The sequence below is a fragment of the Burkholderiales bacterium genome (genome assembly GCA_035560005.1).
Classification (GTDB): domain Bacteria; phylum Pseudomonadota; class Gammaproteobacteria; order Burkholderiales; family Eutrophovitaceae; genus DASRFY01.
Genome location: DATMAN010000043.1, coordinates 14088 through 37587, shown reverse-complemented (window position 1 = coordinate 37587; position 23500 = coordinate 14088). Strand labels below are relative to the sequence as shown.

19 protein-coding genes are annotated in these 23500 nt (G+C 66.1%); all 19 read right to left on the bottom strand.

The genetic code is table 11. The features are described 5' to 3' along the window. Window positions 1-21: 21 nt before the first annotated feature. The 19 genes from VNM24_06275 to VNM24_06185 all read right to left on the bottom strand — a co-directional run bounded on the left by VNM24_06275 (window position 22) and on the right by VNM24_06185 (window position 23478). Entirely contained in the window at window positions 22-720 is a 699-nt protein-coding gene (locus VNM24_06275) for a pirin family protein (protein HWQ38209.1), read from the bottom strand. A gap of 134 nt (window positions 721-854) precedes the next feature. Next, window positions 855-1022, bottom strand: coding sequence for a hypothetical protein (locus tag VNM24_06270; GenBank protein ID HWQ38208.1), 168 nt, complete (start codon window positions 1020-1022; stop codon window positions 855-857). Continuing rightward, window positions 1019-2227: an MFS transporter gene (locus tag VNM24_06265; GenBank protein HWQ38207.1), complete on the bottom strand. Its 1209-nt coding sequence runs from the start codon at window positions 2225-2227 to the stop codon at window positions 1019-1021. Before VNM24_06265 ends, VNM24_06270 begins: the two co-directional genes overlap by 4 nt. A 185-nt stretch (window positions 2228-2412) precedes the next feature. Further along, a complete protein-coding gene (locus tag VNM24_06260; GenBank protein HWQ38206.1) occupies window positions 2413-5544 on the bottom strand; it encodes an efflux RND transporter permease subunit in 3132 nt (1043 codons plus the stop codon). A 29-nt stretch (window positions 5545-5573) separates the two neighbouring features. After that, window positions 5574-6734, bottom strand: coding sequence for an efflux RND transporter periplasmic adaptor subunit (locus VNM24_06255; GenBank protein HWQ38205.1), 1161 nt, complete (start codon window positions 6732-6734; stop codon window positions 5574-5576). A gap of 584 nt (window positions 6735-7318) precedes the next feature. Beyond that, entirely contained in the window at window positions 7319-7693 is a 375-nt protein-coding gene (trxA, locus tag VNM24_06250) for a thioredoxin (GenBank protein ID HWQ38204.1), read from the bottom strand. A 44-nt stretch (window positions 7694-7737) separates the two neighbouring features. Next, window positions 7738-10863, bottom strand: coding sequence for an efflux RND transporter permease subunit (locus tag VNM24_06245; protein ID HWQ38203.1), 3126 nt, complete (start codon window positions 10861-10863; stop codon window positions 7738-7740). Between the two features lie 190 nt (window positions 10864-11053). Next, window positions 11054-12118, bottom strand: coding sequence for a hypothetical protein (locus VNM24_06240; protein HWQ38202.1), 1065 nt, complete (start codon window positions 12116-12118; stop codon window positions 11054-11056). Further along, a complete protein-coding gene (locus VNM24_06235; GenBank protein ID HWQ38201.1) occupies window positions 12115-13521 on the bottom strand; it encodes a TolC family protein in 1407 nt (468 codons plus the stop codon). Before VNM24_06235 ends, VNM24_06240 begins: the two co-directional genes overlap by 4 nt. Window positions 13522-13535: 14 nt before the next feature. After that, on the bottom strand, window positions 13536-14852 hold the full coding sequence (locus VNM24_06230) for an NAD(P)/FAD-dependent oxidoreductase (GenBank protein HWQ38200.1): 1317 nt from the start codon (window positions 14850-14852) through the stop codon (window positions 13536-13538). Window positions 14853-15022: 170 nt separating this feature from the next. Next, window positions 15023-16558 (bottom strand): 2-isopropylmalate synthase, encoded by a 1536-nt coding sequence (locus VNM24_06225; protein HWQ38199.1) that lies wholly within the window; start codon window positions 16556-16558, stop codon window positions 15023-15025. 261 nt (window positions 16559-16819) lie between these two features. Continuing rightward, window positions 16820-17623 carry a CDP-diacylglycerol--serine O-phosphatidyltransferase gene (gene pssA / locus VNM24_06220; GenBank protein ID HWQ38198.1) on the bottom strand — a complete coding sequence of 268 codons (804 nt, stop codon included), beginning with the start codon at window positions 17621-17623 and terminating at the stop codon, window positions 16820-16822. Continuing rightward, on the bottom strand, window positions 17620-18279 hold the full coding sequence (locus tag VNM24_06215) for a phosphatidylserine decarboxylase (GenBank protein HWQ38197.1): 660 nt from the start codon (window positions 18277-18279) through the stop codon (window positions 17620-17622). Before VNM24_06215 ends, pssA begins: the two co-directional genes overlap by 4 nt. Window positions 18280-18435: 156 nt before the next feature. Continuing rightward, window positions 18436-19452, bottom strand: a complete 1017-nt coding sequence (gene ilvC, locus VNM24_06210; protein HWQ38196.1) for a ketol-acid reductoisomerase — start codon at window positions 19450-19452, stop codon at window positions 18436-18438. Window positions 19453-19558: 106 nt separating this feature from the next. Next, the gene (ilvN, locus tag VNM24_06205) at window positions 19559-20050 is read right to left on the bottom strand and encodes an acetolactate synthase small subunit (GenBank protein HWQ38195.1); all 492 of its coding nucleotides are present in this window, start codon (window positions 20048-20050) and stop codon (window positions 19559-19561) included. A gap of 24 nt (window positions 20051-20074) precedes the next feature. Next, window positions 20075-21799, bottom strand: a complete 1725-nt coding sequence (locus VNM24_06200) for an acetolactate synthase 3 catalytic subunit (GenBank protein ID HWQ38194.1) — start codon at window positions 21797-21799, stop codon at window positions 20075-20077. Between the two features lie 129 nt (window positions 21800-21928). Then, the gene (locus VNM24_06195) at window positions 21929-22741 is read right to left on the bottom strand and encodes an inositol monophosphatase family protein (GenBank protein ID HWQ38193.1); all 813 of its coding nucleotides are present in this window, start codon (window positions 22739-22741) and stop codon (window positions 21929-21931) included. Continuing rightward, window positions 22726-23277 (bottom strand): thioredoxin family protein, encoded by a 552-nt coding sequence (locus VNM24_06190; GenBank protein HWQ38192.1) that lies wholly within the window; start codon window positions 23275-23277, stop codon window positions 22726-22728. The genes VNM24_06195 and VNM24_06190 overlap by 16 nt, the downstream gene beginning before the upstream one ends. Window positions 23278-23289: 12 nt before the next feature. Then, on the bottom strand, window positions 23290-23478 hold the full coding sequence (locus tag VNM24_06185) for a hypothetical protein (protein HWQ38191.1): 189 nt from the start codon (window positions 23476-23478) through the stop codon (window positions 23290-23292). Window positions 23479-23500 lie beyond the last annotated feature (22 nt).

The window sequence follows — 23500 nt, the reverse complement described above, 5'->3', positions numbered from 1 at the left end:
CGCAATCCAGACCGCCTTTCCCTAGGGAAGGTCGAACAGCAGCACTTCGGCCCCCTCGCCCTGCTCGATGACGATGCGCTGCTCGCCGGTCGCCTTGAGCGCATCGCCGGCCTCGAGCGGATGCCCGTTCACGGTCGCCCTGCCTCGTGCCACATGCACGTATGCCCGGCGCCCCATCTGGATCGTGTGCTCGGCGCGCTCCGCTCCGTCCAGGAGGGCGGCGTAGACCCGCGCGTCCTGGTGAATCGTCACGGATCCGTCGCGCCCGTCGGGCGACGCCACCAGCTTCAGCCTGCCGCGCTTGTCCTCGGCGCTGAAGTGCTTCTGTTCATAGCTGGGAGGAACACCGTAGCGCGCGGGCTCGATCCAGATCTGCAGAAAGTGCACGCGGTCGGTCCGGGACGGGTTGTATTCGCTGTGAAACACTCCGGTGCCGGCGCTCATGCGCTGGACGTCGCCCGGGCGGATCACCGAGCCGTTGCCCATGCTGTCCCGGTGTTCGAGCGCGCCCTCGAGCACGTAGCTGATGATCTCCATGTCCCGATGGGGATGGGCACCGAAGCCCTGCCCCGGCGCCACCCGGTCCTCGTTGATGACGCGCAACACGCCGAACCCCATGTGCCCGGGATCGTAGTAATCGGCAAAAGAGAACGTGTGATGGCTCTGGAGCCAGCCGTGGTCGGCGAACCCGCGTTCTCGTCCTTTCCTGATCTCGGTCATCGATCCGTGCCCCCCTTGCGGTGAAATCGGCAAGTCTGCCGGGGAACGATGGTAGGGCCGGGCCGTGCCTGGAACAATGATCGAGAAGCGAATGAACTCATTCGCATGGGTCGAGTAATCGAGGCAACACCGGCTTACGCCGCCGGGTTGCCCGGAGCGGCCGATTCGCAAAGACGGGAATTGGAAAGATCGATCACGGCGGCCGGCGACAGGTAGCCGCGCAGTGCGGTGACGGCGAGCATGGCGCAGACCGCGATCACCAGCAGCCACCACCAAGCGGGATGCCAGCCCTCGGGTCTCATGCCGGTTGGGGCCTCGGCAGGGTCCGCTCGTCGATGGGCAGATTGAGAAGACCGGCAACCACGCCCAGGGCGATGCCGCCGACCCAGACAAGCTGATACGTGCCTGTCATGTCGAACAGCACGCCGCCGAGCCAGACGCCGAGAAAACTGCCGAGCTGGTGGCTGAGGAACACGATGCCGAACAAGGTGGCGAGATAGCGCACGCCGAAGATCTGGGCGATCAATCCGTTGGTGAGCGGAACCGTTCCGAGCCAGAGAAAGCCGATCGCAGCGGCGAACAGATATACGCTCCCGGCCGAAATCGGCCAGAGCAGAAATACGGCGATCACCGCAGCGCGGGCGAAGTAGATCGCCGAGAGCAGATATTTCTTGCTGTAGTGCCCGCCGAGGATTCCCGCGAGAAACGAACCGGCGATATTGAACAGTCCGATCAGGGCGAGCGCCAGCGCGCCCACATGGGCCGCCATTCCCGAATCCGCCAGGTAAGCCGGCAAATGCACCGCAATGAACGCCACCTGAAAGCCGCACACGAAGAATCCCGAGGTCAGATACCAGAAACTGGATTGGCTGCTCGCCTCGCGCAAAGCCTCGCGCAATGACTGCCTGGGCCCCTGAACCGCCTCGCGTCCGGTCTCCACCATGGCGGCTGAAAGCGGAACGATGACGAGCATCGTGGCGGCCAACGCGTACAAAGCGCCCTTCCAGCCGTAGGCGCTGATCAACCACTGCGTGAGCGGCAGCATCAGGAACTGGCCGAAGGAGCCGCCGGCGGTCGCCACGCCCAGGGCGAAGCTGCGGCGCTCCGGCGGATAGGCGCGCCCGATCACGCCCAGGATCACGCCAAAAGTCGTGCCGGAAAGCGCCAGTCCGATGATCAATCCCGCGCTGAAGTTCAGCGTGATCCCGCTCGCCGAATGCGGCATGAGCGCGAGCCCCGCCACATAAAGCAGCGCGCTCACGACCACCACGCGGGCGGCGCCATGGCGATCGGCGGCAGCACCGAAGAACGGCTGGAACACGCCCCACAGCAGGTTCGACAGCGCCATGGCGAAGGCGAAAGTCTCGCGGCCCCAGCCGTACTCCAACGTCATCGGCGGCAGGAACAAGCCGAAGCTCTGGCGCACGCCCATCGCGAGGGTGAGAATCAGGGAGCCGCAGGCCAGCACGATCGCGGGGGTGCGCCAGCCGTATTTGGAGTCGGTCATCGTTTCGCCCTGTGCCGAAGGTAATGAAGGGCTCTTCTAACACGCCGCGACCGAAGTTGCGATGGCGCGGCGTGCATAGGCCTTATGCCGGACCGCCGTGTTTCCGGTCAGGATAGACACGAAAAAGCGGCAAGTGCATGAACACTTGCCGCCGTTCCGGACTCAGCGCCTGTACCGGCGCGCGCTCAAGGCTCGCGGCGCTGCGGGGACGCGAGCGGTCCCGCACCGCCGGGCGCGAGCAGGGCTTCCTTCTCTTCGGGGAGCAGATGGATGCCGCGCACGATCAGCGTGTAGAACGCGGGAATCACGAACAGGGTCAGGAAGGTGCCGAGCAGCATGCCGCCGACGATCACCCAGCCGATCGCCTGTCGCGCTTCGGCGCCGGCGCCCGTCGAAATGGCGAGCGGTACCGCGCCAAGCACGGTGGCGAAGGTGGTCATGAGGATCGGCCGCAGCCGCAGCGTGGAGGCTTCCACTACCGCCTCGAACAGTTCCATGCCCCGGCGCCGCAACTGGTTGGCGAACTCCACGATCAGGATGCCGTTCTTGGTGATGAGGCCCACCAGCATCACCAACCCGATCTGGCTGTAGACGTTGAGCGTGCCGCCGTTGCCCAGCTTGGCGTTGATCCACATCGCCAGAAGCGCGCCCGTGCCGGCCAGCGGCACGGTGAGCATGATGACGAACGGTCCCACGAAGCTCTCGAACTGTGCCGAGAGCACCAGGTAGATGAAGATCAGCGCCAGCGCCAGGGTCACGTACAGCTCGACGCCGGTCTCGCGGAACTCCCGCGACTGGCCGTCCAGATCGGTAAGCACGTGCTGGGGCAATTCCTCCGCGACCACCTTGTCGATATAGGCCAATGCGTCGCCCAGGCTGGCGCCGGGACCGACGTTGCCATTGATCACCGCCGCGCGGAACTTGTTGAAGTGGTTCAGCTCCTTCGGCGCGACCGTCTCGCGCAGCTGCACCAGGTTGGACAGCTGCACCAGATCCCCGTTGGCGCTGCGAACGTAGATCGAGGTCAGATCGTCGGGGCGGCGGCGCTTGTCGTCCTCCATCTGCACGACCACGTCGTACTGCTTGCCTTCGCGCTTGTAGCGCGTGACGTCGCGCCCGCCGAGCAGCGTTTCCAGCGTGCTGCCGATGGTTTCCATCGACACCCCCACCGCAGCCGCCTTGTCGCGGTCGATTTCCACGCGCAACTGCGGCTTGTTCAGCTTCAGGTCGGTATCCAGACCGGTGATCCCCGGATACTCGCGCAGCCGCGCCATCACCTTGTTGACGTAGCCCTGCAGCTCCTCGTAGCTGGTGCCGTAGATCACGTACTCGATCTGCTTGGACAGGAAGTTCTGTCCGAGCGAGGGCGGATTCACGGTGAAGGAGAGCACCCCGGGCAGCGCGCCGAACAGCTTCGGCGTGAGTTCCTTGGAGATCTCCATCTGGCTGCGATCGCGCTGATCCCAGTGCTTGAGCACGGCGAACCCGATGCCGACGTTGACCGGGTTGGGCCGCTCCAGCCCCGGCGCCACCACTTCGAACAGCGTGTCGACCTCGGGCACCGCGTTGACGATCTCCCCGACCGCGCGCATGTAACGGTCGGTGTACTGCATGGTGGAGCCCTCGGGCGCGATGGCAAACGCCATGAACACGCCGCGATCTTCCACCGGCGAGAGCTCGGACTTCAGTTGCGTGAACAGCCACACCATTGCCACCAGCACCAGGCCGAACACCAGCGCCACGGCCCAGCGGGCGCGCAGCGTGCCGCGCAGCAGTGCCTGGTATCCGCGATTCATGCCCTCGAAGAAACCCTCGGTCCGGTCGTACAGCCAGTTGCTCTCATGCGCCTTGAGCACCTTCGAGCACATCATCGGCGTGAGCGTCAGGGCCACGAAGCCGGATACCACGACCGCCGCCACCACGGTCAACGCGAACTCGACGAACAACTGACCCACGCGGCCGGTCATGAAGACCAGCGGAGTGAACACCGCGGCCAGGGTCACGGTCATCGCCACCACTGCGAAGCCGATCTCCTTGGCGCCTTTCATCGCCGCCTTGTAGGGCGGCAGCCCTTCCTCGATATGGCGATGGATGTTCTCCAGCATCACGATGGCGTCGTCCACCACCAGGCCGACCGCGAGCACGATGCCCAGAAGCGTCAGCACGTTGACCGAGAACCCGAACATGTAGAGGAAAAAGAAGGCGCCGATCAGCGACACCGGAATGGTGACCGCCGGAATCAGCGTGGCGCGAACGCTGCGCAGGAACAGGAAGATCACCAGTACCACCAGCGTGAGCGCTTCCAGCAGCACCTTGTACACGGCGTTGATCGCCGCCTCGATGAACTGCGAGGTGTCGACCGCGACCTTCATGCTCATTCCGGGCGGCAGCCCCGCCTTGAGCCGCGGCACCATCTCGCGCACGGCCTCGGCGATGGCCAGCGTATTGCCGGTGGACTGCTTCACGACCCCGAGCCCGATCGCCTCGTTGCCGCTGATGCGCACGATCTTGCGGTTTTCGTAGGGTCCTGGCGCGGCATAGCCGACATCCTTCAGCCGGATCGGATACCCGGCCACGTCACGGATGATCATGTTGTTGAACGCCTCGGCGCTCTTCAGGTCGGTCTCCGCCAGCACGGTGAGCTCGCGCTGCGTGCTTTCGATGCGACCGCCCGGCGAGTCGAGGTTCTGGCGCCGCAGGGCCTGCTCCACGTCCTGGACCGCCAGCCCGAGCGCGGCGAGCCGCTCCCGGTCCAGCCACACCCGCATCGCGTACTTGCGCTCCCCGCCGATGATGACGGTAGCGACTCCGGGAATGGTCTTCAGCGGATCGGTGAGATAGCGATCGGCGTAGTCGGTAAGCTCCATCGGGGAGTGCCGGTCGCTGGTGACCGCGATCCACATGACCGGCCAGGCATCGGCCTCGATCTTGTTCACCACCGGGTCATCGGCCTGATCCGGCAGGAGCGCGCGCACGCGCGAGACACGATCGCGCACGTCGTTGGCTGCGGCCTCGACGTCGCGGTCGGTCACGAACGTCACCGTGATCTGGCTGACCTCTTCGCGGCTCTGCGACTTGATGGTCTTGATGCCCTCGATCCCGGAGAGCGCGTCTTCGATCGGGGTGGTGATCACGCTTTCCACGACTTGGGCGGTGGCGCCCTTGTAGACGGTGCGCACCGACACCACCGGCGGATCGATCTTCGGGTATTCGCGCACCGAGAGCCGGTCGAACGAGATCACCCCCAGAAGGATGATGAGCAGGCTCATCACCGTGGCCAGCACCGGGCGCCGGATCGAGATGTCTGAGAGGATCATGGCGGAACCTTTCTAGGAGGCGAATCGCATCAGCCGGATTTCTTTTCCGCTTGCGCCTGCGCCGGCGCCGTGCCGCCCGGCGCGGGCGCGGAAGGCTGAGCGCCCATCACCATCACCGGAGCGCCGTCGCGCAGCTTGATCTGCCCCTCGGTCACGACCACATCGGTGGGGCCGAGGCCGGCGGCAATCTCCACCTCCCCGGGCTGGCGGTTGCCGATCTGGATCTTGGTCAGCGCCGCCTTGCCGTCCACGACGCGATACACGAAATTGTCCTGCCCCTGCGGCCAGATCGCCTGTTCCGGCACGATGATGGCGTTGGGGCGCGTTTCGGTAGTCACCACTACGCGCGCGAACATGCCCGGCTTGAGCTTGAACCCGCGGTTGGGAATCCGGGCGCGCAGCAGCACGGTGCGGGTCTGTTCGTCGACCGCCGGATGCACCGCATAGACGCGGCCGCGAAATTCCTCGTTGGGGAAGGCGTCGAGCTTGAGCGCGACTTCCTGGTTGGGCTTGAGCTTGCCCAGAAACACCTCGGGCACCCGGAAGTCGGCCTTGATCGAGCCGATATTCTCCAGCCGGACGATGTCGTCCCCGGCCTTGACGTAGGCGCCCGGGCTGATCTGTCGCAGCCCGACGACCCCGGAGAAGGGCGCGCGAATCACGCACTTCGCGACGCGGGCCCGCGCCTCATCGACGCGCGCTTTCAGCCGCTCGACCGAACCGCGCTGCACGTCGAGCGCTTCCTTGCTGATGAACTTCTGCTGGAAAAGCTCCTCGGCGCGCTGATAGCGCTGCTGCTCGGTGCGCAGGTCGGCCTCGATGGCCGCGAGCTGCGCCTCGTACTCGCTGCTGTCGATGGTCACCAGGCGCTGGCCCGCGGACACCGGCTGCCCTTCCTGGAAGTGCAGGCCGACGATGCGCCCGTCGATCTCGGGACGGATCATCACCGACTCCTCGGCCAGCAAGGAGCCCACGGCGCTGATTTCGTCAGCCATGCGCCCGACTTTCACCGGCTCGGCCTTGACCGGCAGCCCCATGGGCTTTTGCTGCGCCGCCGGCGCCTGCTGCTGTGGCGCGCCGGTCTTTCCCTGCTGAGCGTTGGCATCGTTCTTCGAACCGCAGCCGCCTGCGGCTGCGGCCAGTGCCAAGGCGGCAAGCGCGCCAATGATGGATGAATTCGCGTTGTACAAGCGATTTCCCCTCGATTCAGGATTCGCCGGACCTGAAAAAGCGGTCCGCAGAAAAAATAATCGCCAGCCCGACGCAGGTTCGGCTGGCTCGTCGTTCTGCTCGCCCCGTCCCGCCTTGTCCGGAACTTTCTGACTGACGGGTCAGTTACTTTGACTCAATCATAAAGGAACTTCGTCCTTCCGACCATGAAAATCTCGCCGGATTCACCGGTGCTGCGCCATGATCCGGCAAAGAGGATCGCCGGATGGCCTTCAGGGGCCGAGAGACTCGGTCAGCGATCACTTACATAATCTATCGGGCCTATGGGGCCGGGGGAGGACGGTTCGGCGACGGCCGACCAAGGCCCACTCAAGCACTGCCTGGCCGCCGGCTCGCGCCCGAAACTCCCCCGTCATCGACACTTGCGGCGGGTCTGGGGATCGAAGCGGGCGTGCCGCTGCCGGAGCGAGGGTGTCCCCGTCTGCGCAGGCGCAACCGGACCGCGCGTCTGATTCGCGGGCAGACGGAAGAGAATAAGGGTGGCGCTGCACCCGGCGTTCGCAATCACCCGATCGGCCGCGCTCGCCCATCGCACGCCCGAGGATCAGGACGACTGCTGGCCGTCCCCGCCCTCCAGCTCCTGGCGCACTTGCGCCATGTCCAGTGCGAGCGCCTTGTCGATCACCTGATGCAGCGAGGAGGCCGGCAGCGCGCCGGCCTGGGAGAACAGGATCACGCGATCGCGCACGACCATCAGCGTGGGAATCGAGCGGATGTCGAAGCTCGCCGCCAGCTCCTGTTCTTCCTCGGTGTTCACTTTGCCGAACACCACCTGCGGATACTTCTCCGATGCCGCCTCGAATACCGGCGCGAACACCCGGCAGGGCGCGCACCAGGGCGCCCAGAAATCGATCACCAGCGCTGGATTGTCGGTGACCATCTGTTCGAAATTGTCCTTTGTCAGCTGAACGGTTGCCATGCAAGCTCCGAGAAAGCGCGGTCGCGCGATCTGCGCGCAGTGTATCAGCTTGGTCCGCCGCTCCTGGCGTTCCCTACGCGCTCGAAGCGGCCGAAATGCAGCAGCATCGTGGGCAGGACCAGCAGATTGAGCAGCGTCGAGGTGGCCAGACCGCCGACGATGATGGTCGCCATCGGCCCTTCGATCTCGCGCCCCGGCTCGCCCGAACCGAGCGCGAGCGGCAGCAGCCCCAGTCCGGTCACGAGCGCGGTCATCAGAATCGAAGGCAGGCGCTCCGCCGCGCCGCGCAGTGCCGTTTCCATGCCCCAGGTTTCGCCCTCCGCTTGCACCAGGTGCTGGTAGTGGGACACCAGCATGATGGCGTTGCGCAGCGTGATGCCGAACAGGGTGACAAATCCGACCAGCGACCCGAGCGAGAGCCAGCCGCCGCTGGCGAGCACGGCGACCACGCCGCCGATCAGCGCAAAAGGCAGGTTGGCGAACGTGACCAGCAGATTGGGCAGATTGTTGAACGCGATGTAGAGCAGCAGAAAAACGCCCACCGCAGCCAGCAGGGAATGCACGACAAGGTCGGCGCGCGCCTGGCGTTGAGCTTCCGCCGTGCCGCTGACTACCATGTAATTTCCCGGGGAAAGGCGCACGCTCTGCGCGATCGCACGCCGCGCGTCGCGTTCGAACGCCTGCAGGTCCCGTCCTTCCAGGTTCGCGGTCACGGTCTGCAGCCGCCGTCCACCGGAATGCAGCACCTTGGCACGCCCGCCGGTGACCGCGATATCGGCCACTTCCACGAGCCGGACCAGCCGGCCCTCCGGGTTGCGCAGCACGAGCGCGCCCAGTTCCGTCATGCTGTCGCGCCGCTCGGGCGGGAGCACGACGACCAGATCGATCGTCTGCGTCCCCTGATGCACCTGGCCCACGCGAGCCCCTTCGAACGCAGCGTGCATGGCCTGGAGCACTGCAGCCGGGGTCAGCCCCAAGGCCGCCGCCGCCTCGTGACGCAGGCGCACCGCGACCTGTGGCGTTCCCGGCGGCGCCTGAAGCTGCACGTCGCGCGCGCCCGGCACCGAGGCCAGCGCAGCAGCCACCGCCAGGGCATCACGGTCCAGGGCGTCCAGGTCGGAGCCGTAAAGGCTCACCACGAGCGGCGCGGCGTAGCCGGTGATGGTTTCCTCGATGCGCTCGGTCAGAAAGGTGTTCACGGCGAATGCCACGCCGGGGAAGGCCGCCCCGCTCTCCCCGGAGAGCCTGGCGCGGATCTCGCGCAGGATCCGCGCCTGCTCCTTGCCGGGAAGTGCGCCGATTTCCACCTCGAACTCGCTGTAGTGGGTGCCAAAGGTATCCGCTCCCATCTTCGAGCGACCCACCCACTGCGCGACCGACTTCACGCCGTCGATGGAGAGAATCGCCTGGCTGACGCGCCCGCCGATGCGCAGGGACTCCGCTTCCGAAGTACCGGGCACCGCGGTCATGTGAATGATGTAGTGCCCTTCGCGCAATGCCGGGATGAACTCGCCGGAGAAAAGCGGCAGCAGTGCAATCCCCGCAGCGATGACCGCGAACACCGCCGAGATCACCCGCGCCGGGTAGCGCTCGATGCGCCGCAGCAGCGCGAGGTAACGCGGTTTGAGCCAGGCGACGGAGGGAGGATCGTGCACCGCCAGTTCCCCGCGCCCGAGCAGCAGATAACACAAGGCCGGGGTGAGGGTCACCGCCACGACGAGCGAGGCGAGAATCGCGAAAATATAGGCCAGCCCCAGCGGCGCGAAGAGCTTGCCCGCCACACCGGAGAGCGTTAGCAAAGGCACGAACACCAGCGCGACGATGAACGTGGCGTAGACCACGGAACTCCTGACCTCGACCGAGGCGTCGAGAACCACCCGCTCGACCGGCCGCGGATGCGCCGCAGCGCGGTTGAGCCGCAGGCGGCGGAAGATGTTCTCGGTGTCGATGATGGCATCGTCCACAACCTCCCCCAGCGCGATGGCCAGTCCGCCGAGCACCATGACGTTGAGCGCCACTCCGAAATGGTCGAGAACCAGCACCGCGGCAAGCAGGGACACCGGGATGGCGAGCGTACAGATGAAGGCGGTACGCTTGTTGAAGAGAAACAGGAACAGCACGAGCACGACCAGCGCGGATCCGATCGCGATGTCGCGTCGCAAATTGCGGATCGCGGTCTCGATGAAGTTGGCCGGGCGGAACAGCTCGGCGTGCAGCATGACCTGCTCCTTGTCCAGGAGCGGCTTCAGCTCTTCGATGGCGCGTTCCAGCGCCCGCGTGACGGCGTGCGTGTTGGCCCCGAGCTGGCCTTGCACCATCATGAACACGCCCGGTGTGCCGTCGATCGCCGCCGCGCCGATCGACGGCGCCGCGCCTTCGGTGACGCGCGCGACGTCGGCGATGCGCACCGCCTGCCCGTCGCGCCACGCCAGCACGGCCCGGCCGACCTCTTCCGGTCCGGCCGGCTGGGTCTTCGCTTCGATGATGATGTGCTGGTTCGCCGTCCTCACCGCGCCGGTACCCGCCGCCGCGGTAGCGTTGCGCGCCGCATCCACCACTTCGTTGATGGACAGCCCGTAACGCCGCAGCCGCTCGGGCTCGACTTGGATCTGCCACTGGCGCACTTCGCCACCGAAGACGTTGACCTCGGCCACGCCGGGCACCGCCAGCAGATGCGGCCGGATCGTCCAGTCGGTGAGTGTGCGCAGTTCCATCAGGCTGCGCCGAGCGGAGGTGACGCCCATGCCCAGCACCGTGCTGGCCGACGAGGTCAGCGGCGTCATCGCCGGTGCCTCCACGCCCCGGGGCATCTGTCCCGCCAGCGCGGCGAGCCGCTCGCCGACCATCTGGCGATTGCGGTGGATGTCTGAGCCGTCTTCGAACACGACGGTTATCACCGACAGCCCGGGAATCGACTGCGATCGCAACGACGTCAATCCCGACGCACCGGCAAGCGAGTTCTCGATCGGCTGCGTCACCAGCGTCTCCACCATCTCGGCCGAGAGTCCCGGCGCTTCGGTCTGAATCACCACCTGGCTGGGGGAGAACTCTGGAAACACGTCGAGGTTGGCGTGCACCAGGGTGTAGAGCCCGTAGACGATCAGCGTCGCGGCCAGCGCGACGACCACGCCGGCGTAGCGGATGGAAAGACGTACGATCGCCGCGATCATGGGTTGTTATTCACCACAGAGGCACAGACGGAAATCGAAGAGAAATCCTCACCACAAGGCACCAAGAAGAACCTTTGACCCGTTTCTCGTGTTCTTTATGCACCTTGTGATCTGTTGTGCCTTGGCGCCTTTGTGGTTCATTCGTTCTCCGAATTTCTCCGTGGCTCCATGCCTCCGTGGTGAAAAGGATTCAGTCTTCGTTCTCGTTGCGGATCTGGAATTTCAACTCCTCGGAGAGCAACAGTTGCGCGCCGCTCACCACCACTTCCTGACCGGGTTCCAGATCGCCGGCGGGATTGAACCAGCCGTCGCCCATCTCGCGCGACGCCTGCACCGCGTAACGCGCGAAGGTCTCCCCGTCCTGCCTGACGTAGACCCAGGCCTTGCCCGCGTGCCACACCACGGCGCTGCCCGGCACCAGCACGCCGTTTTCCCTTCCTCCCATGGCGACGCGCCCGACGACGCGCGTGCCGGCGCGCAGATCGCCGCCTTCGACCAGATAGAAGAATGTCTGTCCCGGAAGCACGGCCTGCGCCTGCGGCGCCTCCGATACGTAGCGCGCGGATCGGGCCTTGTCGTACGCATTGAGCGGCGCCACCAGCAGGCTGTTGCGCGCCGCCGCGCGCGGCAGCTCGAACGGGAATGACATCTGGACGAGATGTAGGCGCCGGTCGAGCAGCGCGCGCAGCTCGGGCGAATCCGGCCTGCGCACCCATTCGGCGATCACCTTTCCCCAGGTGGTATGCAGCGCGTCGGCCAGCGTTTCCACCGCCGCCTGCGCCGCGGCCAGTTGCGCCGACTCGGCTTTGAAGCGGGCCTCTGCGCTCGCCAGCGCCTGCTCGGAAACGTTTCGATCGTCACGGTACAGCGCCTGCATGCGCCGATATTCGGCCTGCGCCGCGGCAGCGGCGGCGCGCCTCGCGCGCAGCTCCGCGCTCGCCGCCAGATAGCGCCCACGCATCTCCAGCAGCGCTTGCAGGCCCACGACCGCGCCGTAGACCTCGACCGTGTTCTCGCTGGCGGCCGGCGCGAGCGGCTGCACGGCGATGCCGCTCGCCGCCTGGCTGGTCGCCGGAATGCGCACGATCGCGCGGCCGTCGGCCTCACCGGCGTGGGAAGCGACCCGGATCTGTTCCTCGTAGGCGTCCTGCTCGAAGCGCAACTCATCGCGCGCGAAGTACACCAGCGTCCAGGTCAGGGCGGCGATGGCCACGGCCATGGCGGCGATCACGGCGTGCAAGACGGTGACTCTCATCGCGCGATCCGGTGACCGGTCGCCGCGTGCAGCGTAGCGTCCGCCCCCAGCAGCGGGGCTTGGGTGGTGTCCTCGAGCGCCGCCAGCGCGCGCAGGACGGCGCTCTGGGCCTCGCGCTCGCCATCGGCCGAAGCGCCGGCGACCAGGCGCGCAGCCGTGAGCTCCAGCCGATCGGCCACACCCCGCTCGAAGAGTGTCTGCGCGCGTTGCAGTCGAGCGCGCGCCGCGGCGGCCTGGCGCGCAGCAGCCTCGCGCTGCGCCAGCGCTGAGACAAGCCGCGCCGATGCGCGCTCGGCCTGGGCAATGACTTCGTGTTGCAGCTCGATGAAGCGCCGGGCCGCCAGCTCGCGCGCGGCTTCGGCCCGGCGCACCGTCGCCGCGGCCCGTGCCGATGCAGGAAACGCGATCCGGGCGGCGAGCGACCACACGCTATCGCCTTGGTCCCAGAGGTAAGCGGGAGCGGCCGCGAGGTCCGGGTATTGCGCCGCGACCGCCAACCTGAGTTCGGCGTCGGCCGCGCCGAATTCGAGCAGGCGCCGATGCACGTCGAGCCGGTTACGCAAAGCCGCCGCGCGCACCTCGGCAGGCGTCATTGGCGGCGCGGCATCGCCCAGCGGCGAATCCGCGACCGTCATGCGGGCAAAGACCTCCGGCGCAATCCCGAGGCTGCCCGCCATCGCCGCGCGCGCGGCGCGCAACCGTCCGCGCTCGAGTTCCACTGTCGCTTCCACTTCACCAAGCGCCGCTTCTTCCTGCGCGAGTTCGCGCGCGGAGAGCATGCCGGCTTCGACGCGCCGGGCGACCAGGTTGCGCATGTCGCGACGCGCCGACAGGGCGGCTTCCAGCACGGTGAGCCGACGACGCGAATCGGTCAGTTCGATGAGCGCGTCGCGCAGCCGCGCCCGGCTCTGCCACACGGAGCGCGCAACGTCCAGCTCGGCCGCGTCCGCCAGCGCCACGGCGCGCGCGCGCCGGGCTTCCCGCCGGGTGCGCGCCACCCACGGCAGCTCTAGGGCCACGCCCACGCTCCACGGAGCGTCGTCGAGTTGCCGGCTGTGGTGCTCGATCACCGGCGTGAGGCTCATCCCTTCGCGGGTGCCGGCCAGCGCCAGCTCCGCGCGCGTGACGTCGGTCTGCGCGCGGGCGCTGCGCACGTGCGGATCGAAATACAACGCCACCAGCGCCAGCTCGGCGAACGACCACTGCTCCGGCGGCCAGGTACCGGCGTAGCCGCTGCGCGCGGCGAACCGGGCAAGCCCGGGCTGATCGACCCGGCGCGCCACGTAGTCGGCCGCGGCGGCGGTCGCATCGAGCTCGCGCGCCTGGTACGGCACGGGCACGCAGGCGGCCAGCGCCAGCAATCCCAGCGCAACAAGGCGGCGCCGCCTCGGAAATGCGGACATGATGCAACCGGGGCTCAGTGCAGTTTGACGTGAGGCTGGGTGCGGCGCGTGATCAGGCGGGCCAGCGTGTCGAGCACGACTTTGGCCAGGCCGTGCAGCGCGTATTCGTGCATCTTGTAGAGGGAAATGTACATCAGCCTGGCGAACAGTCCCTCGATCATCAGGCTGCCGCGCGTGATCGCCCCCATCAGGCTGCCCACCGTGCTGTACTTGCCGAGCGAAACCAGTGAACCGAAGTCGCGGTAAGTCCACGGCGGCACGGATTGGCCCTGCAGGTGCGCGGGAAGCCATCGCGCCAGATGCGACGCCTGCTGATGCGCGGCCTGTGCCCGCGGCGGCACCGGCACGGGCTTGCCGGGCCAGGGGCAGCTCGCACAATCGCCCATGGCGAAAACGTCGGGATCGCGAGTGGTTTGCAGGTTCTGATGCACGACCAGCTGGTTGAGCCGGTTGGTCTCCAGGCCGTCCAGACCCTTCAGAAAATCGGGCGCCTTGATCCCGGCGGCCCATACCACCAGTTCGGCCGGAACGAAGCGCCCGCCCGCGGTTCGCACGCCCTGCGCACTGACTTCGGTAACGCGCTCGCCGGTCAAAACCTCCACGCGCAGCTTGTGCAGCAGCTTGAGCGTGGCCTCCGACAGGCGCTCGGGCAGCGCGGGCAGAATGCGCGGTGCCGCCTCGATGATCGTGAGCTTGATGTCGCGCTCCGGGTCGATGCGGTCCAGTCCGAACGACACCAGTTCGCGGATCGTGTTGTGCAGCTCGGCAGCCAGTTCCACGCCGGTGGCCCCGGCCCCGATGATCGCCACCTGCAGCTGGCCCGGCTTGAGCGGCTCGTTCTGGGTGTTCGCCCGCAGGCAGGCGTTGAGCAGGCGCGAATAGAACAACGTGGCCTGCTCGGCGGTGTCCAGGGAGATGGCGTGGCGCGCCGCCCCGGGCGTGCCGAAATCGTTGGTATGGCTGCCAACCGCCATCACCAGCGTGTCGTACCGCACGCTGCGCGCCGGGATGACCTCGGCGCCGGTTTCATCGACGATCGGCGCGAGCTTGACTTCCTTGCGTGAACGGTCGAGCCCGATCATCTCGCCGAGCTGGAAGCGGAAGTGATGCCAGCGCGCCTGAGCCAGATAGTCGAGTTCGTGGTCGTTGAGGTCCATCGATCCGGCCGCGACCTGGTGCAACAACGGCTTCCACAGGTGCGTGCGCGACCGGTCGATCAGAATGACATTGGCCTTCTTCCTGCGCCCAAGCCGGTCGCCGAGGCGGGTGGCGAGTTCCAGTCCGCCGGCACCTCCGCCGACGATCACCAAGTGGTGCGCCCCCGTCTGCATTTCTCCCCGCCTTCCCCTGTACCTGCGATTGCGTGAAGTGCGGAGAATAGCAGGCCCGCGCCACGAGCCGGGCCCGGAAGCAATTCAGAGCAAGGAATTCGTCACAAGGGCACCAAGGCACGAAGGCATACGAGTTCTCTTCCTCCCGATGCCTCGATGGTCTGCCTATCTCACACTTGCGGGTTCAGCCGCTCGAGCCGCGAATGCAGCTTGTTCAGGGCATTCAGATATGCCTTCGCCGAGGCCACGACGATGTCGGTGTCGGCGCCCTGGCCGTTGACGATGCGCCCGGCCTTGGACAGCCGCACGCTGACTTCGCCCTGGGAATCGGTTCCGCTGGTGATGGCGTTGACCGAGTACAGTTGCAGGTCGGCGCCGCTCGCCACGATCGATTCGATCGCCTTGAACGTGGCGTCCACCGGTCCACTGCCGCGGGCTTCCGCCTGCCGCTCGGCGCCGTTCTCGGCGATCACGATGCGCGCCACCGGTGTCTCGCCGGTTTCGGAGTGGGCGAGAAGCGACACCAGTCGGTAGTGCTCCTGTTCCTGGGTCACGGCCTCGTCGGAGGCGAGCATGACCAGATCCTCGTCGAAGATCTCGTGCTTCTTGTCCGCCAGCTCCTTGAACCGGGCGAAGGCGACGTTGACCGCTTCTTCCGACTCCAGCTCGATGCCCAGCTCCTTCAGGCGCTGCTTGAAGGCGTTGCGCCCCGAGTGCTTGCCGAGTACCAGCTTGTTGGTAGTCCAGCCCACGTCCTCGGCGCGCATGATCTCGTAGGTCTCCCGATGCTTGAGCACGCCGTCCTGGTGAATGCCCGATTCGTGGGCGAAGGCGTTCGCGCCGACGATCGCCTTGTTGGGCTGCACCGGAAAGCCGGTGATCGCGGCCACCAGCTTCGAGGCCGGCACGATCTGCGTGGTGTCGATGCGCGTGTCGCAGGGGAAATAATCCCGCCGTGTGCGCACCGCCATCACGATCTCCTCGAGCGAGGCGTTGCCGGCGCGCTCGCCCAGGCCGTTGACGGTGCACTCGACCTGGCGCGCGCCCGCCATGACGGCGGCCAGCGAATTGGCGACCGCGAGTCCCAGGTCATTGTGGCAATGCACTGACCACACGACCTTGTCCGAGTTCGGGACCCGTTCGCGCAGCTCCCGCATCATGCCGGCGAACTGCTCCGGCATGGTGTAGCCCACGGTATCCGGAATGTTGATCGTGCTCGCCCCCGCCTCGATGACCGCCTCGAGCACCCGGCACAGAAAGTCGATCTCGGAACGGCCGGCGTCCTCGGGAGAAAACTCCACGTCTTCACACAGCGAGCGCGCCAGCCTGACCGATTTCACCGCCTGCTCGATCACCTGCTCGGGCCTCAGGCGCAGCTTGCGCTCCATGTGAATGGGGGATGTGGCGATGAAGGTGTGAATGCGCGCCGCTGCGGCCGGCCTGACGGCTTCGCCGGCACGACGGATGTCGCTGTCGGTGGCGCGCGCCAAGGCGCAGATGCGGCTGTCCTTGATCGCCTGCGCGACCGCCTTGACCGCCTCGAAATCGCCATTGCTCGCTGCGGGAAACCCGGCTTCGATGACGTCGACCCGCATTCTCTCCAGCTGGCGCGCGATGCGAAGCTTCTCTTCGCGGGTCATCGAGGCGCCCGGACTCTGCTCGCCGTCGCGCATCGTCGTATCGAAAATGATCAAGTGTTCCTTCATGGCCTGCCTCCGATGATTCGGTCCGATCCCGCGAGGTCGTGCCCGCGGGACGCAATTCCGGTGTCGTCTGGTGTCCGGGTTTTTTCAGCGAACCCGGCAAACTGTCTGTGGGGAAGCGTTCGAGTGTCTAGCGCCCGAGGCGCAGCAGCAGGCCCGCCAGCAGGACGCTGGCGGCGATGAGAACAAGTCGGCCGTGCTGTGGGAGAAACATGCGCGCGAATATAAGAGCTTTTCGCCCGGCGCGCAAGACTGCGGGCGCGATCAGCCGGCGCCGGGCTCCTGGCGCGGCGGCGGTCGCTGCTTCGACCTGCGTCGGGAGACGAACTGCACGATCCACATCACATAGCCGGACGCGGCGTAGATCAGGAACAGGGAGAAGAGCACTTCCGGCAGGTTGTCGGCGATCTGGACGATGGCCACCACGGAAAAGGCGATCAGCACGACCGCCCAGAACGGCACCGCCTTGCGCAGGTTCACGTCCTTGCCGCTGTAGAACTTGATGTTGCTCACCATCGTGAACCCCGCGAATACGGCGAGCGACCAGGCCACCCAGGGCAGCTCGCGGCGCGGAATGTCGTAGGCTTCCATGGCCCAGACGAAACCCGCGATCAGGCCGGCGGCGGCCGGGCTCGGCAGTCCCTGGAAGAAGCGTTTGTCGACCAGCCCGAGATTGGTGTTGAAGCGCGCCAGCCGCAACGCCACGCAGCCGCAATAGACGAAGGCGGCGAACCAGCCCAGTTTGCCCATTCCCTTCAGGGCCCACTCGTAGATCACGAGCGCCGGTGCGGCGCCGAAGGCGACCATGTCGGAGAGCGAATCGTATTCGGCGCCGAAAGCCGATTGAGTACGCGTGAGTCGCGCCACGCGGCCATCGAGCCCGTCGAAGACCATGGCGACGAAGATGCCCATGGCCGCGAGCTCGAACCGCAGGTTCATGGCCTGGACGATCGCGTAGAACCCGGCGAAGAGCGCGCAGGTCGTGATCGCGTTGGGCAGCCAGTAGATGCCGGGACGGCCGATCGCGTTCTTCATCAACCAGCGGGGACGGGGCCCGGGATAGTTCATGGCGTTGTCACTGAACGTTCGAGACGGGCGACGATGGTCGCCCCAGCATACACCTTGTCGCCGATGGCGATCTGCGCACGCGCGCTGGGCGGAAGATACAGGTCCACGCGCGAGCCGAAGCGGATGAAGCCGAAGCGCTGACCGCGCTGCAAGCGGTCGCCGGGCTTGACGTAGCACAGGATGCGGCGCGCGACCAACCCGGCGATCTGCACGCACGTGATCTCGGTGCCGTCGGCGAGCCTGAGCAGCAGCGCGCTGCGCTCGTTCTCCAGCGAGGCCTTGTCAAGGACGGCGTTCAGGAAACGGCCCGCGTGGTACCAGTTGCGCACCACTTCGCAGTCGGCGGGACTGCGGTTGGAATGGACGTTGAACACGTTCATGAACACCGAGAGCTTCAGCGACTCGCGCCCGGTGTAGGGGTCGTTGGCCTTGCCTACCATGACCACCCGGCCGTCGGCCGGGGCCAGCACCGCGTCCGCATCGGCGGGCGCGCGCCGCGGCGGATCGCGAAAGAATTGCAGGATGAAGGCGGCGAGCAGCCAGAACGGCACCGACCACCAGCCGCCGATCCAGGTCGCCGTCGCGGCAACCGCGATCGAGCCGGCCACGAACGGCCAGCCTTCGCGGGCGATGAGCGGGTGCGGCCAGGGCGTCACGCGGTTCGCCGGGTGAGGAGCCACGAGCGCCGGGCGAGCGGTGACAGATCGCGCATCGGCAACCTGAACTGCCACCGGCTCTCGGCGCGGCACTTCACCGTGTCGGTTGATACGGAGGCAGGGTCGGTATCGCTTCTGGTCACGCCTCCCTCGCCATTAGTTCTTGGCCTTGTCCACCAGCCGATTGGCCTTGATCCACGGCATCATCTCGCGCAGGCGCTCGCCGACGACTTCGATCGGATGCTCGCGGCCCATGCGGCGCATGGCGTTCAGCTTCACTGCGCCGGTGCGGTTCTCCAGCAGGAACTCCTGAGCGTAGGCACCGGTCTGGATCTCCTTCAGGATGCGGCGCATCTCTTTTCTGGTCTCCTCGGTGATGATGCGCGGCCCGCGCGTGAAGTCGCCGTATTCGGCGTTGTTGGAAATGGAGTAGCGCATGTTGGCGATGCCGCCCTCATAGATGAGATCGACGATGAGCTTGAGCTCGTGCAGGCATTCGAAGTAGGCCATCTCCGGCGCATAGCCCGCCTCCACCAGCACCTCGAATCCCGCCTGGATCAGCGCCGTCGTGCCTCCGCACAGCACGACCTGCTCGCCGAACAGGTCGGTCTCGGTCTCTTCGCGGAAATTGGTTTCGATGATGCCGGCCTTGCCGCCGCCGATCGCCGCGGCATAGGACAGGGCGAGGTCGCGCGCCTTCTTCGACGGGTTCTGATGCACGGCGATCAGCATCGGCACCCCGCCGCCGGCCACGAAGGTCGAACGCACCGTGTGTCCCGGCGCCTTGGGCGCCACCATGACCACATCCAGATCGGCGCGCGGCACCACCTGTCCGTAATGGATGTTGAAGCCGTGCGCGAAGGCCAGCGTCGCCCCTTTGCGGATGTTCGGCTCCACTTCGGTGCGATAGACGTCGGCGATGTGCTCGTCGGGCAACAGAATCATGACGATGTCGGCGCTTTTCACCGCGTCGGCGACCTCCTTGACCTCCAGCCCGGCCTTCCTCGCCTTGTCCCAGGACGCTCCGCTCTTGCGCAGCCCCACGGTGACCTTCACGCCGGAATCCTTGAGGTTGAGCGCGTGCGCATGGCCCTGCGAGCCGTAGCCCAGAATGGCGACTTTCTTGCCCTTGATCAGACGCAGATCCGCATCCTTGTCGTAGAAGACCTTCATGTTCTCCTCTTCTTGATGATGTGCAACGGCGTGAAGGGCGAGGGGTCAGGCGCGAGGGGCAAGGTGTCACCCGGTACACCCCTCTCTCCTCACTCCTCGCGCCTGACTAGACTTTGAGGATACGTTCCCCGCGGCCGATGCCCGACGCGCCGGTGCGCACCGTCTCCAGGATGGCTCCGCGCTCCAGCGCTTCGATGAACGCGTCGAGCTTGGCGCCGGTCCCGGTCAGCTCGATCGTATAGGTCTTGTCGGTCACGTCGATGATGCGGCCGCGAAAGATGTCGGCCATGCGCTTCATTTCTTCGCGGTCCTTGCCGAAGGCCCGCACCTTCACCAGCATCAGCTCGCGCTCGATGTGCGTGCCGTCCGAAAGGTCGACCACTTTCACCACGTCGATGAGCTTGTTGAGCTGTTTGGTGATCTGCTCGATGACGTCGTCGGAGCCAGTGGTGACGATGGTCATGCGCGAAAGCGAAGGATCCTCGGTCGGCGCGACGGTGAGCGATTCGATGTTGTAGCCGCGTGCGGAAAAAAGGCCCGAGACGCGCGACAGCGCGCCGGACTCGTTCTCCAGAAGCAAAGAAATGATGTGCCGCATGGATGGCGAGCGTGAAGAAAAGGGTCAGACGAGAATCATTTCCGAAAGACCCTTGCCGCCCGGAACCATCGGGAACACGTTCTCGGTCTGGTCGGTGACGAAGTCCATGAAGACCAGCTCGTCCTTGCGCGACAGGGCTTCCCTGAGCGCACCTTCGATGTCCGATGGCTTCTCGATGCGCATGCCCACATGACCGTACGACTCGGCGAGCCGGACGAAGTCGGGCAGCGCGTCCATATAGGACTCGGCGTAGCGGTTGCCGTGGAAGAACTCCTGCCACTGCCGGACCATGCCCATGTAGCGGTTGTTCAGGTTCACGATCTTGACAGGCAGGTGGTACTGCTTCGCGGTGGACAGCTCCTGGATGCACATCTGGATGCTGGCTTCACCGGTCACACAGATCACGGTGGCGTCGCGGTGCGCCAGTTGCGCACCCAGCGCATAGGGCAGACCCACACCCATGGTGCCGAGCCCGCCCGAGTTCAGCCAGCGGCGCGGCTTGTCGAACTTGTAGAACTGCGCCGCCCACATCTGGTGCTGGCCGACATCGGAGGTGACGTAGGCGTCCATGTCCCTGGTCAGTTCGTAGAGCTTTTCGATGACCATCTGCGGCTTGATGATCGGGCTCGCGCGGTCGTACTTCAGGCAGTCCCGGCTCTTCCACAGCTCGATCTGCGCCCACCACTTCTTGAGCGCGGTCTCGTCCGGCCTTTCCTTGCTCGCCGCCAGCTGCCGGTTGACTTCCTGCAGCACCTCCTTGACGTCGCCCACGATCGGGATGTCGACCTTCACGCGCTTCGAGATCGAAGAGGGATCGACGTCGATGTGGACGATCCTGCGTTGTTCCTGGAAGAAGTGTTTCGGGTTTCCGATCACCCGGTCGTCGAAGCGCGCCCCGATCGCGAGCAGCACATCGCAGTGCTGCATCGCCATGTTGGCCTCGTAAGTGCCGTGCATGCCCAGCATGCCGAGGAACAGGGGATCGGTGCCGGGAAAGCCGCCCAGCCCCATCAGGGTGTTGGTACAGGGGAAGCCCAGCGCGCGCACCAGCTGCGTCAGTTCCTGGGCCGCGTTGCCGAGAATGACCCCGCCCCCGGTGTAGATCATTGGCCGCCGGGCTTGCGTCAGCAGTTGGATCGCCTTCTTGATCTGGCCGGTATGGCCCTTCACCACCGGGTTGTAGGAACGCATCGACACCGTCTCCGGGTAGAAGAACGGCGTCTTGGCCAGCGTGACATCCTTGGGGATGTCCACCACCACCGGCCCGGGCCGGCCGCTGGCCGCCAGATAGAACGCCTTCTTGATGGTGACGGCGAGATCCTTGACCTCCTTGACCAGAAAGTTGTGCTTCACGCAGGGTCGGGTAATGCCGACGGTATCTACCTCCTGAAAGGCGTCCTGCCCGATGGCGTGAGTGGGCACCTGGCCGGTCAGGATGACCACCGGGATCGAATCCATGTATGCGGTGGCGATGCCGGTCACCGCGTTGGTCACTCCCGGCCCGGAAGTCACCAGGGCGACACCCACTTTGTCGGTGCAGCGCGCATAGGCATCGGCGGCGTGAACCGCGGCCTGCTCATGGCGTACCAGGATGTGCCGGACCTTGTCCTGCTTGAACAGCTCGTCGTAGATCGGCAGGACCGCGCCGCCCGGATAGCCGAAGACGTATTCGACTTTTTCCTCGGCCAGACAACGGGAAACGATTTCGGCCCCGGTCAGTTCAGCGGTAAACGCCCGGGTCATTTCCATGAAGGCACCTAAGTAGGTAGATTTGCTGCGAAAACTTGGCAAGATACCGGGGCGGGTTGTACCGGTCAAGGCGCCTGAAAGCGCGCGCGAAGGGCGAAGAGAAACGCGGAAAGTCCCTGGAGATGGTTTCTATACATGAGCGCGAACCCACCGGGCCCACGCCTCGAACAGCGTCCGCTCGCGTGCGGCTAGGACCGAGCGCTCCCAAAGGCGACCGGCCCAGAAGTCATCGTGCTCCAGCGTGGCCATGTATCCCCCCGCCTCTTCGAGGATGAGCGACCCGGCCGCGTAATCCCACAGTTTCTGGCCGCCGTGAAGATAGACGTCGAAGCGCCCGGCGGCGACATAGCACCATTCGAGCGTGCTGGCGCCGAAGTTGCGCTGGAATGAGTAAGGTGGTGCGGCAGCCAGCGCGGCGCGCAGGGTGCGCGGCAGGCGCTTGAAATCGACCTGGGCCATCGCGTTGCGCAGCTCCGGAATCTGCGTCTTGATCGGCAGCCGCTCTCCGTTGAGATAGGACCCCGCTCCGCGTTGCGCGTAGAACACCTCGTCGGCCACCGGGTCGTAGACCACGCCGAGCACGCTGCGGCCGTTGCGCATCCGCGCCACCGACACCGCGAAGTACGGCAGGCCGTTGACAAAATTGGAAGTCCCGTCGATCGGATCGACACACCACAGGCCCTCGGCGCCACCGACCCAGCGCTCGACCTGCTGCTGCTGGGTCATCTCCTCTGCCACTATCGGCCCCGGCAGGATCTGCGGCAGCATGCGGGACAGCGCATCCTGCGCCGCCAGGTCCGCTTCGGTGAACAGACTGCCGTCCGACTTGCGCTGATGCGCCACCTTCAGATAACGCGGCATGATTTCGTCGGAAGCAACCCTGCGAACCACCTCGATCACACGCTCCAGAACGGCGGAAGATTGCGTCAGGACCGCTTCCATTTGATCGAACAGCCCATCGAAGGGATCTGTTGCGACGGTCCCTTGCCGCTGCGTGCGATCTGCACCATCGCCTCATGGAGCTCACGCCGGGCATCGGGCACCGGCGCGGTGCGCGAGGCGTCGAGGCGCCCGCGGTACTGAAGCTCCAGATCCTTGTTGAACCCGAAGAAATCCGGCGTGCACACTGCCCCGTAGGCGCGGGCAATCTCCTGGGTCTCGTCGTACAGATAGGGGAACGGGTAGGCAAACTGCCGCGCCACCTGCCTCATGTTCTCGAACGAGTCCTCGGGATAATCCTCCGGGTCATTCGAACTGATCGCCACGCAACCCACGCCAAGGGCAGCGAGGTCCTTGCAGTCGCGAATGATGCGTTCGCGCACGGCCTTGACGTAGGGACAGTGGTTGCAGATGAACATCAACAGCAGGCCGTTGGGGCCGCGCACGTCCGACAAGCTGTAGCGGCGGCCGTCGGTACCGGGCAGATCGAAATCGCGCGCCTTCCAGCCAAAGTCGCACACCGGGGTCTGCGCCGCCATCGACTCGAGCTCCTATGACCAGACGCCCGAGTGCACGGCCCACGCGCGCCTGCACGGTCGCATCCCCGCAAGCGGGGCCCCTGCTCCGCGCTGCGGCGCGCCGCGCACGTCCGACAAGCCGTAGCGGCGGCCGTCGGTACCGGGCAGATCGAAATCGCGCGCCTTCCAGCCAAAGTCGCACACCGGGGTCTGGGCCGCCATCGACTCGGGCTCCTATCGCGCG